At 62.5% G+C, this 15,567-nt stretch carries 14 protein-coding genes; 11 read left to right on the top strand and 3 right to left on the bottom strand.

What is annotated here, in order from left to right:
* Positions 1-15 precede the first annotated feature (15 nt).
* Both AAHK20_RS12125 and AAHK20_RS12120 read right to left on the bottom strand, forming a co-directional pair.
* Positions 16-447, bottom strand: coding sequence for a DUF3619 family protein (locus AAHK20_RS12125; protein WP_449181697.1), 432 nt, complete (start codon positions 445-447; stop codon positions 16-18).
* Entirely contained in the window at positions 444-1,007 is a 564-nt protein-coding gene (locus AAHK20_RS12120; RefSeq protein WP_449181696.1) for an RNA polymerase sigma factor, read from the bottom strand. Before AAHK20_RS12120 ends, AAHK20_RS12125 begins: the two co-directional genes overlap by 4 nt.
* A gap of 371 nt (positions 1,008-1,378) precedes the next feature.
* On the opposite strand from AAHK20_RS12120, the gene AAHK20_RS12115 reads away from it, so the two are divergent.
* The 6 genes from AAHK20_RS12115 to AAHK20_RS12090 all read left to right on the top strand — a co-directional run bounded on the left by AAHK20_RS12115 (position 1,379) and on the right by AAHK20_RS12090 (position 8,408).
* On the top strand, positions 1,379-3,142 hold the full coding sequence (locus tag AAHK20_RS12115) for an acetolactate synthase 3 catalytic subunit (protein WP_449181941.1): 1,764 nt from the start codon (positions 1,379-1,381) through the stop codon (positions 3,140-3,142).
* Positions 3,143-3,254: 112 nt separating this feature from the next.
* Positions 3,255-3,746: an acetolactate synthase small subunit gene (gene ilvN, locus AAHK20_RS12110; protein ID WP_136898714.1), complete on the top strand. Its 492-nt coding sequence runs from the start codon at positions 3,255-3,257 to the stop codon at positions 3,744-3,746.
* A gap of 102 nt (positions 3,747-3,848) precedes the next feature.
* On the top strand, positions 3,849-4,865 hold the full coding sequence (gene ilvC, locus AAHK20_RS12105) for a ketol-acid reductoisomerase (protein WP_449181695.1): 1,017 nt from the start codon (positions 3,849-3,851) through the stop codon (positions 4,863-4,865).
* Positions 4,866-4,992: 127 nt separating this feature from the next.
* Positions 4,993-5,631, top strand: a complete 639-nt coding sequence (locus tag AAHK20_RS12100) for a phosphatidylserine decarboxylase (RefSeq protein ID WP_449181694.1) — start codon at positions 4,993-4,995, stop codon at positions 5,629-5,631.
* Between the two features lie 20 nt (positions 5,632-5,651).
* Complete coding sequence (gene pssA / locus AAHK20_RS12095) at positions 5,652-6,524, top strand: CDP-diacylglycerol--serine O-phosphatidyltransferase (protein WP_449181693.1); 873 nt, start codon at positions 5,652-5,654, stop codon at positions 6,522-6,524.
* A gap of 339 nt (positions 6,525-6,863) precedes the next feature.
* Positions 6,864-8,408 carry a 2-isopropylmalate synthase gene (locus tag AAHK20_RS12090; RefSeq protein WP_449181692.1) on the top strand — a complete coding sequence of 515 codons (1,545 nt, stop codon included), beginning with the start codon at positions 6,864-6,866 and terminating at the stop codon, positions 8,406-8,408.
* A gap of 137 nt (positions 8,409-8,545) precedes the next feature.
* Here the strand turns inward: AAHK20_RS12090 and AAHK20_RS12085 are convergent, their stop codons facing one another.
* Positions 8,546-9,049 carry a hypothetical protein gene (locus AAHK20_RS12085; RefSeq protein ID WP_449181691.1) on the bottom strand — a complete coding sequence of 168 codons (504 nt, stop codon included), beginning with the start codon at positions 9,047-9,049 and terminating at the stop codon, positions 8,546-8,548.
* Between the two features lie 252 nt (positions 9,050-9,301).
* Here AAHK20_RS12085 and AAHK20_RS12080 point away from each other — a divergent pair, with 252 nt between their 5' ends.
* From AAHK20_RS12080 to tpiA, 5 genes are all read left to right on the top strand, one after another.
* Positions 9,302-10,588 carry a branched-chain amino acid ABC transporter substrate-binding protein gene (locus AAHK20_RS12080; RefSeq protein WP_449181690.1) on the top strand — a complete coding sequence of 429 codons (1,287 nt, stop codon included), beginning with the start codon at positions 9,302-9,304 and terminating at the stop codon, positions 10,586-10,588.
* 121 nt (positions 10,589-10,709) lie between these two features.
* Complete coding sequence (gene rpsO, locus AAHK20_RS12075) at positions 10,710-10,979, top strand: 30S ribosomal protein S15 (protein WP_207001221.1); 270 nt, start codon at positions 10,710-10,712, stop codon at positions 10,977-10,979.
* Between the two features lie 324 nt (positions 10,980-11,303).
* Positions 11,304-13,442 (top strand): polyribonucleotide nucleotidyltransferase, encoded by a 2,139-nt coding sequence (pnp, locus tag AAHK20_RS12070; protein WP_449181689.1) that lies wholly within the window; start codon positions 11,304-11,306, stop codon positions 13,440-13,442.
* 146 nt (positions 13,443-13,588) lie between these two features.
* Complete coding sequence (locus AAHK20_RS12065) at positions 13,589-14,605, top strand: NAD(P)H-quinone oxidoreductase (protein ID WP_449181688.1); 1,017 nt, start codon at positions 13,589-13,591, stop codon at positions 14,603-14,605.
* A gap of 99 nt (positions 14,606-14,704) precedes the next feature.
* Positions 14,705-15,487 carry a triose-phosphate isomerase gene (tpiA, locus tag AAHK20_RS12060; protein WP_449181687.1) on the top strand — a complete coding sequence of 261 codons (783 nt, stop codon included), beginning with the start codon at positions 14,705-14,707 and terminating at the stop codon, positions 15,485-15,487.
* The last annotated feature ends 80 nt before the right edge of the window (positions 15,488-15,567 follow it).

The following is a 15,567-nucleotide window of genomic DNA, read 5'->3' as shown; positions in this document are numbered from 1 at the left end:
GGTCTCCCTGCCGCTTTAACGGGCGCGCGACAGATACGCGTTGAACCCGTGATCGAGATACGCGTTGAGCGGCAGGTCGTCGCTCAGCATGGCGGCATCGATATCGGCGAGTTCGGCGGAGCGCTGCACGTCTTCCCAGTAGGCAACGGCCACGACGCCTGCCACGAGCGCCACGAGCGGCCATACGCGCAATGCGCGGCGCAGCGGCGAGACGCGGCGCGGCTCGGAGGCGGGAGCGGGCATGCCGACATTGGCGCCGGCATGGGCGAACACCGGCACGAAAGCGGGTGCGGCGACGGCTTCCGGCTTCTTGCGGGCGAGAGCGGTACGCCGGGCTGCCGCCAGCCTGTCGGTAGCGGAGGCGGGCAGGTTGGCGGCGTTTTCGTCGAGCGCGCGGCGCACTTTCAGTGCGAATTCGAGTTCTTTTGTTTCGGGAGCGGAGCTCATAGCGTGATTCCTTTGGCCTTGAGCGCGGCCGCCAATGCGTGCGTGGCTCGCGAACAGTGTGTCTTGACACTGCCTTCGGAGCAGCCCATTGCGGCGGCAGTCTCGGCGACATCCATATCTTCCCAGTAACGCATGAGAAACGCCTCCCGTTGACGTGCCGGTAATTTTTGGATCTCCGCGTCGATCAGCCCGAGCACCTGCTCGCGCTCGAGCTTTTGCTCACTGCTCTCCGCGCCGATGGAGCCTTCCTCTGATTCGAGGGTCTCGAGCGGATCGAATTCGTCGTCTTCCGCGTTGCCGAGCGACGAAAACAGGCTGACCCAAGTATTGCGCACTTTCTGGCGACGAAAATAATCATGCGTCGCATTCTGAAGAATACGCTGAAAGAGAAGGGGAAGCTCAGCTGCCGGACGGTCGCCGTACTTCTCGGCGAGCTTGATCATCGCGTCCTGAACGATATCTAGGGCGGCATCGTCGTCGCGCACGGCGTAGACCGTCTGCTTGAACGCGCGCCTTTCGACGCCCGCCAGAAAATCGGCGAGTTCCTTGTCTGATGCCATCCGTGGGAATCGGCGCAGCGAGTGCGCGCCGTAATCGATTGAAAAATGTCGTAAAACTCGCGGATGCTAACAAACTTTTGCGATGCTGGGGTCGCCGGATGGCCCAAAGGCTGGCCGATGCGTTGTTTTTACGCGGTTTATGCAGTGAATTTTGGCGCGCTTGCGCCCCCGGTGTGCTGCGCTGCGGGAATTATTACTTGACCGCGCAACGCGCAACGATTATCTTCGACGGTTCGCAACATAAGTGACTGTCTCTTTTGAGGCGAACCCAAGAAGTTCGCCTGTCAACTGGACGCGCCGCTTGAACCCGAGCCACAAGCCCGGCAGAGAGCACCCGATCAATTTTTTGCCGAAAATTCGAAAGGTGAATGATGAATATGCCCAGCGCGGAATTCTCCACGTCGGATACGACCACTCCCCACGAAACTGACTCCATTGGCGCAACCGTGCTCATGCGCGCGCTCGCCGACGAAGACGTCGAATTCGTCTGGGGCTATCCCGGCGGCTCGGTACTCTACATCTACGACGAGCTGTACAAGCAAGACAAGTTTCAGCACATCCTCGTGCGCCACGAGCAAGCCGCCGTGCACGCCGCCGACGCCTATGCGCGCTCGACGGGCAAGGTCGGCGTGTGTCTCGTGACCTCCGGCCCCGGCGTCACCAACGCGGTGACCGGCATCGCCACGGCCTACATGGATTCGATCCCGATGGTGATCATCAGCGGCCAGGTGCCGACTGCCGCCATCGGCCAGGATGCGTTCCAGGAGTGCGATACGGTCGGCATCACGCGTCCGTGCGTGAAGCACAACTTCCTCGTGAAGGACGTGCGCGACCTCGCGGCCACCGTCAAGAAAGCGTTCTACATTGCCCGCACCGGTCGCCCCGGCCCCGTGCTGATCGACATTCCGAAGGATGTGTCGAAAGCGCCGTGTCAGTACGAGCCGCTCAAGAGCGTCTCGCTGCGCTCGTACAACCCGGTCACCAAGGGCCACTCGGGCCAGATCCGCAAGGCCGTGTCGCTGCTGCTGTCGGCGAAGCGCCCGTACATCTACACCGGCGGCGGCATCATCCTCGCCGACGCGTCGCGCGAGCTGAACCAGTTCGCCGATCTGCTCGGCTACCCCGTCACGAACACGCTGATGGGGCTCGGCGGCTACCGCGCGAGCGACAAGAAGTTCCTCGGCATGCTCGGCATGCACGGCACGTACGAAGCCAACATGGCGATGCAGAACTGCGACGTCCTGATCGCCATCGGCGCGCGCTTCGACGATCGCGTGATCGGCGATCCGGAGCACTTCGCCTCGCGTCCGCGCAAGATCATCCATATCGACATCGATCCGTCGTCGATCAGCAAGCGCGTGAAGGTCGACATTCCGATCGTCGGCGACGTGAAGGAAGTGTTGAAGGAATTGATCGAGCAATTGCAGCACGCCGAGCATGGCCCCGACACCGAAGCGCTCGCGCAATGGTGGAAGGACATCGAAGGCTGGCGCTCGAAGAATTGCCTCAAGTACGACCGCGAGAGTGAGATCATCAAGCCGCAATACGTCGTCGAAAAGCTCTGGGAGCTCACCGACGGCAACGCGTTCGTCTGCTCGGACGTCGGCCAGCACCAGATGTGGGCCGCGCAGTTCTATCGCTTCAACAAGCCGCGCCGCTGGATCAACTCGGGCGGCCTTGGCACGATGGGCTTCGGCCTGCCGGCGGCGATGGGCGTCAAGATGGCGCACCCGGATGACGAAGTCGTCTGCATCACGGGCGAAGGCTCGATCCAGATGTGCATCCAGGAGCTCTCGACCTGCAAGCAGTACGAGACGCCGGTCAAGATCATCTCGCTCAACAACCGCTACCTCGGCATGGTCCGCCAGTGGCAGCAGATCGAATACAGCAAGCGCTATTCGCATTCGTACATGGATGCGCTGCCGGATTTCGTGAAGCTCGCCGAAGCGTACGGCCACGTCGGCATGCGCATTGAGAAGACTTCGGATGTCGAGCCGGCGCTCAAGGAAGCGCTGCGTCTGAAGGATCGCACCGTATTTCTCGACTTCCAGACCGATCCGACCGAAAACGTCTGGCCGATGGTTCAGGCCGGCAAGGGCATCACTGAGATGCTGCTCGGATCGGAAGACCTATAAGGACGCTTGCCCGCGCCAGCTTCGGCTCTCGCGCGCCTTCACGAAGGGCGCAGCGACGACGAAGCGGCGGCAACTGTTCGCATCGACATCTGGATAGACTGGGAAATCAACCATGAGACACATTATTTCCGTCCTGCTGGAAAACGAACCGGGCGCGTTATCGCGCGTCGTCGGGCTCTTTTCGGCACGCGGCTACAACATCGAAACCTTGACGGTGGCGCCGACCGAAGACCATTCGCTGTCGCGCTTGACCATCGTTTCCATTGGCTCCGACGACGTGATCGAACAGATCACGAAGCATCTGAACCGCCTGATCGAGGTGGTGAAAGTGGTCGACCTGACCGAGGGCGCCCACATCGAACGCGAGTTGATGCTGATCAAGGTGAGAGCGGTCGGCAAGGAGCGTGAAGAGATGAAGCGCATGGCGGATATCTTCCGCGGACGTATCATCGACGTCACCGAAAAAACCTACACGATCGAATTGACGGGCGCGAGCGACAAGCTCGACGCCTTCATCGAAGGGCTCGACGCCGCCGTGATTCTCGAAACGGTCCGCACGGGCAGCTCGGGGATCGGCCGCGGCGAACGTATTCTGAAGGTGTAACGCCGCTTCGATCGCGCGCCGGGCGAGAGGCAGCCATGCAATGCCAACCCGGCGCAACCACGCAACGCATTTGAATTTCACTGATTACGCGAAGGAACAGACATGAAAGTTTTCTACGATAAAGACGCCGACCTCTCCCTCATCAAAGGCAAGCAGGTCACGATCATCGGCTACGGCTCGCAAGGCCATGCGCACGCGCTGAACTTGAAGGAAAGCGGCGTGAATGTGACGGTCGGTCTGCGCAAGGGTGGCGCATCGTGGAGCAAGGCCGAGAACGCGGGCCTCGCCGTCAAGGAAGTGGCGGAAGCCGTGAAGGGCGCCGACGTCGTCATGATGCTCCTGCCCGACGAGCAGATCGCCGAGGTCTACGCGAAGGAAGTGCACGCCAACATCAAGCAGAACGCCGCACTCGCGTTCGCGCACGGCTTCAACGTCCACTACGGCCAAGTGATTCCGCGTGCCGATCTCGACGTGATCATGATCGCGCCGAAGGCGCCGGGCCATACCGTGCGCGGCACGTACTCGCAAGGCGGCGGCGTGCCGCACCTGATCGCGGTTGCGCAAGACAAGTCGGGCGCGGCGCGCGACATCGCGCTGTCGTATGCAGCGGCTAACGGCGGCGGCCGTGCCGGCATCATCGAAACGAACTTCCGCGAAGAAACCGAAACCGACCTGTTCGGCGAGCAAGCCGTGCTGTGCGGCGGCACGGTCGAGCTGATCAAGGCTGGCTTCGAAACGCTGGTGGAAGCGGGCTACGCGCCGGAAATGGCGTACTTCGAGTGCCTGCACGAACTGAAGCTGATCGTCGACCTGATCTACGAAGGCGGCATTGCGAACATGAACTACTCGATCTCGAACAACGCCGAGTACGGCGAGTACGTGACGGGGCCGCGCGTCATCACCGACGAAACGAAGAAGGTGATGAAGGATGTCCTCAAGGACATCCAAACGGGCGAGTACGCGAAGAGCTTCATTATCGAAAACCGCGCCGGCGCGCCGACGCTGCAATCGCGCCGCCGCCTGACGGCCGAGCACCAGATCGAGCAAGTCGGCTCGAAGCTGCGCGCGATGATGCCGTGGATCGCGAAGAACAAGCTCGTCGACCAGTCGAAGAACTGATAAGTCGCGTTGCTTTGCCGCAGCCGGTGCGAAATGCGTGCCGGTTGCACCAAAAAGCCGTCCGGTGTCGCCGTGCGCCGGACGGCTTTTGCTATGCTACGGTTTTACAAAAAGACTGAATCAATCCATGAATTACCCTCACCCGATCATCGCGCGCGAAGGCTGGCCTTTTATTGCGATCGCCGCCGTCGTTGCGTTGCTGATCCATGCCGTCTCGGGGTTCGGCTTTGCGTGGCCGTTCTGGCTGCTGCTCATTTTCGTCGTCCAGTTTTTCCGCGATCCGGCGCGTCCGATTCCGACTCAAGCGAACGCCGTGCTGTGTCCCGCCGACGGGCGTATCGTCGCGGTCGAAACCACGCACGATCCCTATGCGAATCGCGAAGCGCTGAAGATCAGCGTGTTCATGAACGTCTTCAACGTCCACTCGCAGCGCTCGCCGGTGGATGGCGCGATCTCGAAGGTTGAATATTTTCCGGGCGCGTACTTGAACGCCGCCATCGACAAAGCGTCGCTCGAAAACGAGCGCAATGCGGTCGTGATTCAGACCGCGGGCGGCCAGACGGTGACCTCGGTGCAGATCGCCGGCCTCATCGCGCGACGCATTCTCTGCTACGTGCGCGCCGGCGAGCCGCTGACGCGCGGCCAGCGCTACGGCTTCATCCGATTCGGCTCGCGTGTTGACGTGTATTTGCCGGTGGGCAGCCGTCCGCGCGTTTCGATCGGCGAGAAGGTCTCCGCATCGTCGACGATTCTCGCTGAACTCTAAGGCGGCACAAGGAGGCATCGATGGCCGCACTCAAACCGCGCCGCCCCCGTGGCAACGGCACGCACTTGCCGCGGCCGTTTCGCCGCAACAAGGCGCTGGCCGCGGAGCCGGCGCCGATCGACAGCCGTCGCGCGCTACGCCAGCAGTTTTTGCGCAAGCGCGGGATCTATTTGTTGCCTAACGCGTTCACCACCGCGGCGCTGTTCTGCGGTTTCTTCGCGGTCGTGCAGGCGATGAACGTGCGCTTCGAGATCGCGGCGATCGCAATCTTCGTCGCGATGGTGCTCGACGGGATGGACGGCCGCGTCGCGCGCATGACTCACACGCAAAGCGCGTTCGGCGAGCAGTTCGACAGCTTGTCGGACATGGTGTCGTTCGGCGTGGCGCCGGCGCTCGTGATGTACGAATGGGTGCTGAAGGATCTGGGCCGCTGGGGCTGGCTCGCGGCGTTCGTCTACTGTTCGGGGGCGGCGCTGCGTCTCGCGCGCTTCAACACGAACATCGGCGTCGTCGACAAGCGCTTTTTCCAGGGGCTGCCTAGCCCGGCCGCGGCCGCGCTGATCGCGGGCTTCGTCTGGCTCGCGACCGATAATCGGGTGCCGGTCAAGCTCGTATGGCTGCCGTGGGTAGCGTTCGCTCTGACCGTGTACGCCGGCGTGACGATGGTGTCGAATGCGCCGTTCTACAGCGGCAAGGCGCTGGACGTACGGCATCGCGTGCCGTTTGCAGCGATTCTTTTGGTCGTTGTGGCTTTCGTGCTGGTGTCGTCCGATCCGCCGCTCATGCTGTTCGGCCTTTTCGTGCTGTATGGCTTTTCGGGGTACGCCTTCTGGGCGTATATGGCGGTTCGGGGCAGGGAGAATCCTGCAAGGTCTTCGCCGCACGATCACTGATCTGGTGCGATCCAAGGTACGCGGGGATTTCGAAAGCGGCAGCCTGATTGGCTGCCGCTTTTGTATTGCCGCTCCAGACGGCCGTCCCCGGATGGCCGTCCCTCCCATTTGCACGATTATGCGAATGCCGCTATAGTCACCGGCATGGCAACTTTCACGTTCCCCCTCCTTTCCCTTCTAGCCGGTGCGCCGCTACGCGCGCTAGCTCTAGCGCGCCTGCCGCGCTGATCGTTTTCGCCCTCCGTTTGCCTCGTTCGTTGTTTGGCGTCGCCTGCGGTGGCGCAAACACCCGAATTCCGTTTGTATCCAATCGAATGAACGAGTCCCCGGAGACCTGAAATGGCAGACAAGCTGATTATTTTCGACACGACGTTGCGCGACGGCGAGCAATCGCCTGGAGCGTCGATGACGAAAGAAGAGAAGATCCGCATCGCGAAGCAATTGGAGCGGATGCGCGTCGACGTGATCGAAGCGGGCTTCGCGGCCAGCTCGAACGGCGATTTCGACGCGATCAACACGATTGCGTCGATCATCAAGGAAAGCACGGTCTGCTCGCTTGCCCGCGCAAACGACAAAGACATTCAACGCGCCGCCGATGCTCTGCGTCCCGCCGAGCGCTTCCGCATTCACACGTTCATCGCGACGTCGCCGCTGCACATGGAAAAGAAGCTGCGGATGACGCCCGATCAGGTCTACGAGCAGGCGCGCCTCGCCGTGCGCTTCGCCCGCAAGTTCACCGATGACGTCGAGTTCTCGCCGGAAGACGGCAGCCGTTCCGACATGGATTTCCTGTGCCGCGTGCTGGAAGCGGTGATCGACGAAGGCGCGACGACGATCAACATCGCCGACACCGTCGGTTATGGCGTGCCCGAGCTTTACGGCAATCTCGTGAAGACGCTGCGCGAGCGCATCCCGAACTCGCACAAGGCTGTGTTCTCGGTCCATTGCCATAACGATCTCGGCATGGCGGTCGCGAACTCGCTCGCGGGCGTGCAGATCGGCGGCGCGCGCCAGGTCGAGTGCACGATCAACGGTCTCGGCGAGCGCGCGGGCAACACGTCGCTCGAAGAAATCGTGATGGCCGTGAAGACCCGCAAGGACTACTTCGGCCTGGATCTCGGCATCGACACGACGCAGATCGTGCCGGCTTCGAAGCTGGTATCGCAGATCACCGGCTTCGTGGTTCAGCCGAACAAGGCGGTGGTCGGCGCCAATGCGTTTGCGCACGCGTCGGGCATCCACCAGGACGGCGTGCTCAAAGCGCGCGACACCTACGAAATCATGCGCGCGGAAGACGTGGGCTGGACCGCGAACAAGATCGTGCTCGGCAAGCTGTCGGGCCGTAACGCGTTCAAGCAGCGTCTGCAAGAGTTGAGCATCACGGTCGATAGCGAAACCGAACTGAACGCTGCGTTTGCGCGCTTCAAGGAACTGGCCGACCGCAAGGCGGAAATCTTCGACGAAGACATCATCGCGATCGTCACCGAGGAATCGGCGCAGGCGCAAGAACGCGAGCACTACAAGTTCGTGTCGCTCGCGCAGCATTCGGAAACCGGCGAGCGGCCGCACGCGCGCATCGTCTTTTCGGTCGACGGCAAAGAGACGACCGGTGAGGCGCACGGCAACGGCCCGGTCGATGCAACGCTCAACGCGATCGAGAGCGAAGTCGGCAGCGGCTCCGAGTTACTGCTGTATTCGGTGAACGCGATCACGACCGGCACGCAGGCGCAGGGCGAGGTGACGGTGCGTCTGTCGAAGAGCGGGCGCATCGTGAACGGCGTCGGCACGGATCCGGATATCGTCGCCGCTTCGGCGAAGGCGTATATCTCGGCGCTGAACAAGCTGCACTCGAATGCGGACAAGCTGAACCCGCAGCGTTCCTGATCGGGCAGGCGGCAGGCGGCGGTTGATCCGCCGCCGGTTACCAGCGAGCTTGAAATGAAAGGCCCTCGCCATAAGCGAGGGCTTTTTGCTGCCTGCGCGCCGCACAAGGCGTGTGCGATCGGCACGCGAAATTTCCGTTAGAAAATGTTGCGCCGATCAGGATCGTGCAGCGGATCGGGCGTCTTCTGCGTGAGCCTAAGCACGCCCTGATCGTCGAAATAGAAGCTGTAGAGCATGTACCAGACGTTGTCCTCCATATAACGATACGTCCAGACCTCGCGCTTCATCAGCGGGAAATACGAGGTTTCCACCGGACGTCCGAAATTCACGAGCACGTCTTTCCTGGTCCACTGGCCGATCTGCGCGCGGTAGAACTCGTTGGGCTGCAGCACTTGGCGCACATTCACGATCTTGCCGGAAGCGTCGACGTCGGCGGCGGTGGTGACTTCGCCCATCGGCTGCGTCGGCCACATGAGGCGCTTGCCGCCATCGGGCAGGTCGTAGACTTCGCGTGGCGGACCGAGTCGGGCGATGATCGTCGATTGGTCGGCGCCCGCTTGATATTGCTGCCAAGGCTGCGCGCAGCCCGCTAGCAGCAACGCCGCGGCGCACACAAGCACGGATGTCAGGCGCTGTCTCATGGAGTCCTCCAATTCATCGAGTGACGGCTTTTTATCACGGGGTCACATGATTTTGACAGGTTGCGCGGCAAAAGATTTTTTAGCGCTTCGAAGCGGGCGGTGTGACGGAGATCGCGAATCGATGAGCGGGGATGCGTCGTATTGACGGCAACGTCGCGCATTCGCTGTCGAAAGGAGGGCGGGGTGACTGCTTGCGAATCGCCGGTTCGCCGAACTATGATCCGCGCTTCGAACAATTCACTCGGGGTAGCGATGACACGAGCATGGATGAGCCGGCTGGCGGCGGCCGCCTTTGCAGCATGGGTGGCGGCGACGCCGGCGCAACAGGTGAGCGCAGCGGCAGCACCGGCGGGTGCGCCGATTCAGCTCGCGTTGATCGAAGGAATGTCGGGGCCGTTCGCCAACGCGGGGGCCGCGGTCGAGCGGAACCTGCGCTTTGGCGTCGAGCGCGTGAATGCGCGGGGTGGCGTCAAGCTCGCTGACGGCGCGCATCCGCTCGAACTGGTCGTGCTCGACAGCAAGGGCAGCACCGAAGGGGCGCTCTTGCAATTGCGCGCCGTCGCCGACCGGCACATCGGCTTCGTGATGCAGGGCAATAGCTCGGCGGTCGCGGCAGCGCTCGTTGCGTCGATCGAAAAGCAAAACGCGCGCGAACCGGACAATCGCGAGCTGTTCCTCAACTATTCGGCCGACGACCCGGCGCTCACCAACGCCAATTGCAGCTTCTGGCACTTCCGTTTCGACGCGCACGCGGGCATGCGGATGGACGCGCTCGCGGACGTGATCCAGCAGGACCGGTCGGTGAAAAAGGTTTATCTGCTGAACCAGGACTACAGCTTCGGGCATGACGTCAGCACGCTCGCGCGCGAGGCGCTGGCGCAAAAGCGCCCGGATATCGCGATCGTCGGCGACGAGTTCCATCCGATCGGCCGCGTGAAGGACTTCACGCCCTATATCGCCAAAATGCGGGCGAGCGGTGCAGACGCGGTCATCACGGGGAACTGGGGCAACGACCTGACCCTGCTGGTCAAAGCAGCGCGCGAGCAAGGGCTCAACGCGAAGTTCTACACGTTCTACGGCAACAGTCTCGACGCGCCCGCGGCGCTCGGCGACGCGGGCGTAAAGCGCGTGCTGGCCGTCGCGGACTGGCATCCGAACGCGGGACCGGCGGCCTCCGACGCCTACTACGCGGCCTTTCGCGCGCGCTTCCCGGCCGCCCAGGACGACTACCCGGTGCTGCGCATGGAAATCATGATCGAGATGCTGGCTGACGCGATGACGCGCGCGGGCACGCCAGATCCGGCGGCGGTGGCAAAGGCGCTCGAAGGGATGAAGTTCGACAACGGCTTTCATCGCGCTTGGATGCGTGCCGAGGACCATCAGTTGATCCAGCCCCTTTATGTGATGGAGATGGACAAGGCCGGCACGCCGGGCGTGCGCTTCGACAATGAAGGGAGCGGCTATGGCTTTCGCACCGTGCTGGCCTTGCCGCCGGAGCGGACCGTATTGCCGGCAACCTGCCAGATGAAGCGGCCCTGAAACAGGTTCCTTACGGTACCGCTGGTCTCCGAATTCGGCTGTGCTATAATTCGCGTCTTGCTGTACCTCCACGGCACGGCCTTTCTTCCGTGACCGCCTGTCTAGTTATTAAGGAAATCAAATGTCTGTTGCTGATATCAAGAAGTCCGACGTTGTTGCGCAATTCGCGCGTGCTGCCAATGACACCGGCTCCCCTGAAGTGCAAGTCGCTCTGCTGACGACTCGCATCAACGAGCTGACCTCCCACTTCAAGTCCCACTCGAAGGACCATCACAGCCGCCGCGGGCTGCTGCGCATGGTGAGCCGCCGTCGCAAGCTGCTCGACTACCTGAAGGGCAAGGACGCCGACCGCTATCGTTCGCTGATCGAAAAGCTGGGTCTGCGCAAGTAATCGGACTATCGTCTCTTCAACAAGATGCCTGTGTCAGTCTGCTGATACAGGCATTTTGTTTTTGAATGGCGCGCTTCATGTGAAATGCGTCAAAGCGTCAGGCGCCGCGGCTAGGGATGCAATGCGGTGCCGGGCTTGCAACACGGCTTGGCTTGGCGGGCAGAGCTTTGTGTCATTCCAGCGATTCACTCGCCGCGAGAAGCGGACCGCTGGAATGGCATAACACACCTCTTTCCGTGCGGGCTTCGGCCGTGACGTCGCCGCGCCATGACAGCAAGGTTGCGGCGAAACGATATAAATGAAACGAGCGAAAAGTGAGAAGGAGTGACTATGTTCAATAAAGTCGTCAAAGAGTTCCAGTGGGGACAACATAAGGTCCGGATGGAAACGGGCGAAATCGCTCGTCAGGCAAGCGGCGCCGTGATCGTCGATATCGAAGACACCGTGGTGCTCGCGACTGTGGTCGGCGCGAAGTCGGCCAAGCCGGGTCAGGACTTTTTCCCGCTGACGGTTGATTACCTCGAAAAGACCTACTCCGCCGGTAAGATCCCTGGCGGCTTCTTCCGCCGCGAAGGCCGTCCGTCCGAGCATGAAACGCTGACGTCGCGCCTGATCGACCGTCCGCTGCGTCCGCTGTTCCCGGAAGGCTTCTATAACGAAGTGCAGGTCGTCGTGCACGTGATGTCGGTGAATCCGGAAGTCCCAGCCGACATCCCCGCGCTGATCGGCGCTTCGGCTGCCCTGGCAGTGTCGGGTCTGCCGTTCAACGGCCCCGTCGGCGCAGCGCGCGTTGCTTACATCAACAACGAGTACGTGCTGAACCCGACGCGCGCCCAACTCAAGGAATCGCGCCTCGACCTCGTCGTCGCCGGTACGGAGCGTGCCGTGCTGATGGTCGAATCGGAAGCCGACCAGCTGCCAGAAGACGTGATGCTGGGCGCCGTGGTGTTCGGCCACGATCAGATGCAAACGGCAATCGACGCCATCCACGAGCTCGTGCGTGACGGCGGCAAGCCGGAATGGGACTGGCAACCGGCGCCGAAGGACGAAGCGCTGATCTCGCGCGTGACGGCACTCGCGCAAGGCGATCTGCTGGCCGCGTATCAGATCCGCGACAAGCAAGCGCGTTCGACGAAGTTGAAGGAAGTCTACGCAGCGGTGTCGGCGAAGCTCGAAGAAGAAGCCGCGGCAGCAGGTACGTCAGCGGCCGACAAGGCCACCGTCGGCAACGTCCTGTTCGACATCGAGGCGAAGATCGTCCGCAGCCAGATCCTGAACGGCGAACCGCGCATCGACGGCCGCGACACGCGCACCGTGCGTCCGATCGAGATCCGCACTGGCGTGCTGCCGCGCACTCACGGTTCGGCGCTCTTCACGCGCGGCGAAACGCAGGCGCTCGTCGTCGCGACGCTCGGCACCAAGGGCGATGAGCAGATCATCGACGCGCTCGAAGGCGAGTATCGCGACCGCTTCATGCTCCACTACAACATGCCTCCGTTCGCGACCGGCGAAACGGGCCGCGTCGGTTCGCCGAAGCGCCGTGAAATCGGTCACGGCCGTCTCGCGAAGCGCGCGCTCGTCGCGTGCCTGCCGAGCGCCGAAGAATTCGGCTACTCGATCCGCGTCGTGTCGGAGATCACCGAGTCGAACGGTTCGTCGTCGATGGCTTCGGTCTGCGGCGGCTGCCTCGCGCTGATGGACGCCGGCGTGCCGATGAAGGCGCACGTCGCGGGCATCGCGATGGGCCTGATCCTCGAAGGCAACAAGTTCGCGGTGCTGACCGACATCCTCGGCGACGAAGATCACCTCGGCGACATGGACTTCAAGGTGGCGGGCACGGAAGCTGGCGTGACCGCGCTGCAGATGGACATCAAGATCCAGGGCATCACGAAGGAAATCATGCAGGTCGCGCTCGCGCAGGCGAAGGAAGGCCGCATGCACATCCTCGGCAAGATGACTGCCGCTGTGTCGGGTGCGAACACCGAGCTGTCGGAATTCGCGCCGCGCATGATCACCATCAAGATCAACCCGGAAAAGATTCGCGACGTGATCGGCAAGGGTGGTTCGGTGATCCGCGCGCTGACCGAAGAAACGGGCACGACGATCGATATCTCCGACGACGGCGTCGTCACCATCGCGAGCACGAGCAGCGAAGGGATGGCCGAGGCGAAGAAGCGCATCGAAAACATCACGGCGGAAATCGAAGTCGGCCAAGTGTACGAAGGTACCGTGCTCAAGCTGCTCGAGTTCGGCGCGATCGTGAACATCCTGCCGGGCAAGGATGGTCTGCTGCACATCTCCGAGATCGTCAACGAGCGCATCAAGGACATCAACGACTACCTGAAGGAAGGTCAGCAGGTTAAGGTCAAGGTGATCCAGACGGACGAGAAGGGCCGTGTGCGTCTGTCCGCGAAGGCGCTGCTGAACGAAGCGGCACAGTCCGAATCGGCGCCGCAGCAGTAACGCGGTAGTGATTGGATAGCGGCCGGCAGCGCGCAAGCGCGCCGGCCGTTTTGTTGAAGCAGGGTGGTTGCCACTGCGAGCCGCTTCGGCATCGAACGAATGCCAAGGCGGTTCGCAAGGCCAACCCGACCTTGGAGGTGACCTAGATGAACGCGATCGAAATTACCGAATTTGGGGCGCCGGAAGTCCTCGTGCTCGGGGAGCGTCCGATGCCCGAGCCGAAGGCGGGCGAAGTGCTCATCAAGGTGGCGGCGTCGGGCATCAATCGGCCGGACGTGTTTCAGCGCAAGGGCGGTTATGCGCCGCCTCCCGGGGCGTCGGACTTGCCGGGGCTGGAGGTGGCGGGCGAGATCGTCGGCGGGACGATCGACGAGAAGCGCAATCCGTTCGGCCTCAAGATTGGCGATCGCGTCTGCGCGCTCTTGGCGGGCGGAGGCTACGCCGAATATGCGAGCGCGCCGCTCGCACAGTGCTTGCCGGTGCCGAAGGGTCTGACCGATGTCGAAGCGGCGTCGCTGCCCGAGACTTTTTTCACGGTGTGGAGCAACGTCTTCGAGCGCGCGCAGTTAGGGCGCGGCGAAGGCGGCGAGAACGAAACGCTGCTCGTGCAGGGCGGATCGAGCGGCATCGGCGTGACGGCGATTCAGATCGCGCACGCGCTCGGGTATCGCGTGTTCGCGACGGCGGGCTCCGCCGACAAATGCCGCGCGTGCGAGGCGCTTGGCGCGGATCGCGCGATCAACTACAAGTCGGAAGATTTTGTCGAGGTCGTGAAGTCGCTGACGAACGATCGCGGCGTGGACGTGATTCTCGACATGGTGGCGGGGAGCTACGTGCCGCGCGAATTGACGGCGCTCGCGGACGGCGGGCGGCTCGTGCTGATCGCGCTGCTCGGCGGCGCGAAGTCCGAGCTCAACTTCAACGAGATTTTGCGCCGACGCCTGACGGTGACGGGCTCGACGCTGCGTCCGCGCTCCGTCGATTTCAAGGCGAAGATTGCCGCGCAATTGAAAGAGCACGTGTGGCCGCATCTCGAGGAAGGCCGGATCAAGCCGGTCATCTACCGTGTGTTCCCGGCGGCTCAAGCGGCGCAGGCGCACGCGCTGATGGAGAGCAGCGAGCATATCGGGAAGATCGTGCTGGACTGGAATCTCCAAGGTTGACACACGCGGTTTGACACGGGCGGTTTGACCCGCTCAGCCAGCACACAGTAAAATTGCGTGTTTTGCGTACGCCGCATGAAAGAGGGCCGGGACAAAACAATGTCGAGACAACAAGCGAAGCGGGTAGTCGGTAACTGGAAGATGCACGGGCGCCTTGCCGAGAATGCGGCGCTGCTGCAGTCCGTGGCGCAGGGTGCGCTCGCGCTGCAGAGCGGTGTGCAAGTCGGCGTATGCGTGCCGTCTCCGTATCTGGCGCAGGTGCAGGCCTTGTTGAGCGGCACGCGTGTCGGCTATGGCGTGCAGGACGTTTCCGCTTACACGCACGGCGCCTATACCGGCGAAGTCGCGGCCGAAATGGCCGTGGAATTCGGCGCGACGCTCGCGATCGTCGGGCACTCGGAGCGCCGCGCGTATCACCGCGAAAGCGCCGAACTCGTGGCGACGAAAACGCAGCGTGCGTTGCGCGCCGGTTTGACCCCGATCGTTTGTATCGGCGAAACGCTCGAGGAGCGCGAGGCCGGTACGACCGAGCAGGTGGCGGGCGCACAGCTCGACGCGGTGCTCGCGGTGTTATCGGCAGATGAGGCGGCCCGCATCGTCGTCGCTTATGAACCGGTCTGGGCAATCGGCACGGGTCGCAGCGCAACGGCGGAGCAGGCGCAGGAAGTGCACGCTTTCCTGCGTGGGCGTCTCGCGGCGAAGGGCGCCGCGGTTGCTGACGTGCCGCTGCTGTATGGCGGCAGCGTGAAGCCGGAAAACGCGGAAGAATTGTTCCGCCAAAAGGACATCGACGGCGGCCTGATTGGCGGCGCGTCTTTGAAGAGCAAGGATTTCCTCGCGATCTGCGAGGCAGCGCAAGCGGCTATCGCGGCTGCGCACTGAACAGAGCGCCGTCGCATTGCTGCGCCGGCGCGATTGCAGGACACACGTCTGACGCATTTGTGTCGGACGATTAACTCAAA

The sequence above is a fragment of the Trinickia camelliae genome (assembly GCF_053525655.1).
Note: the sequence above shows the minus strand (reverse complement) of the source record. Positions and strands in the feature narration are given on the sequence as shown.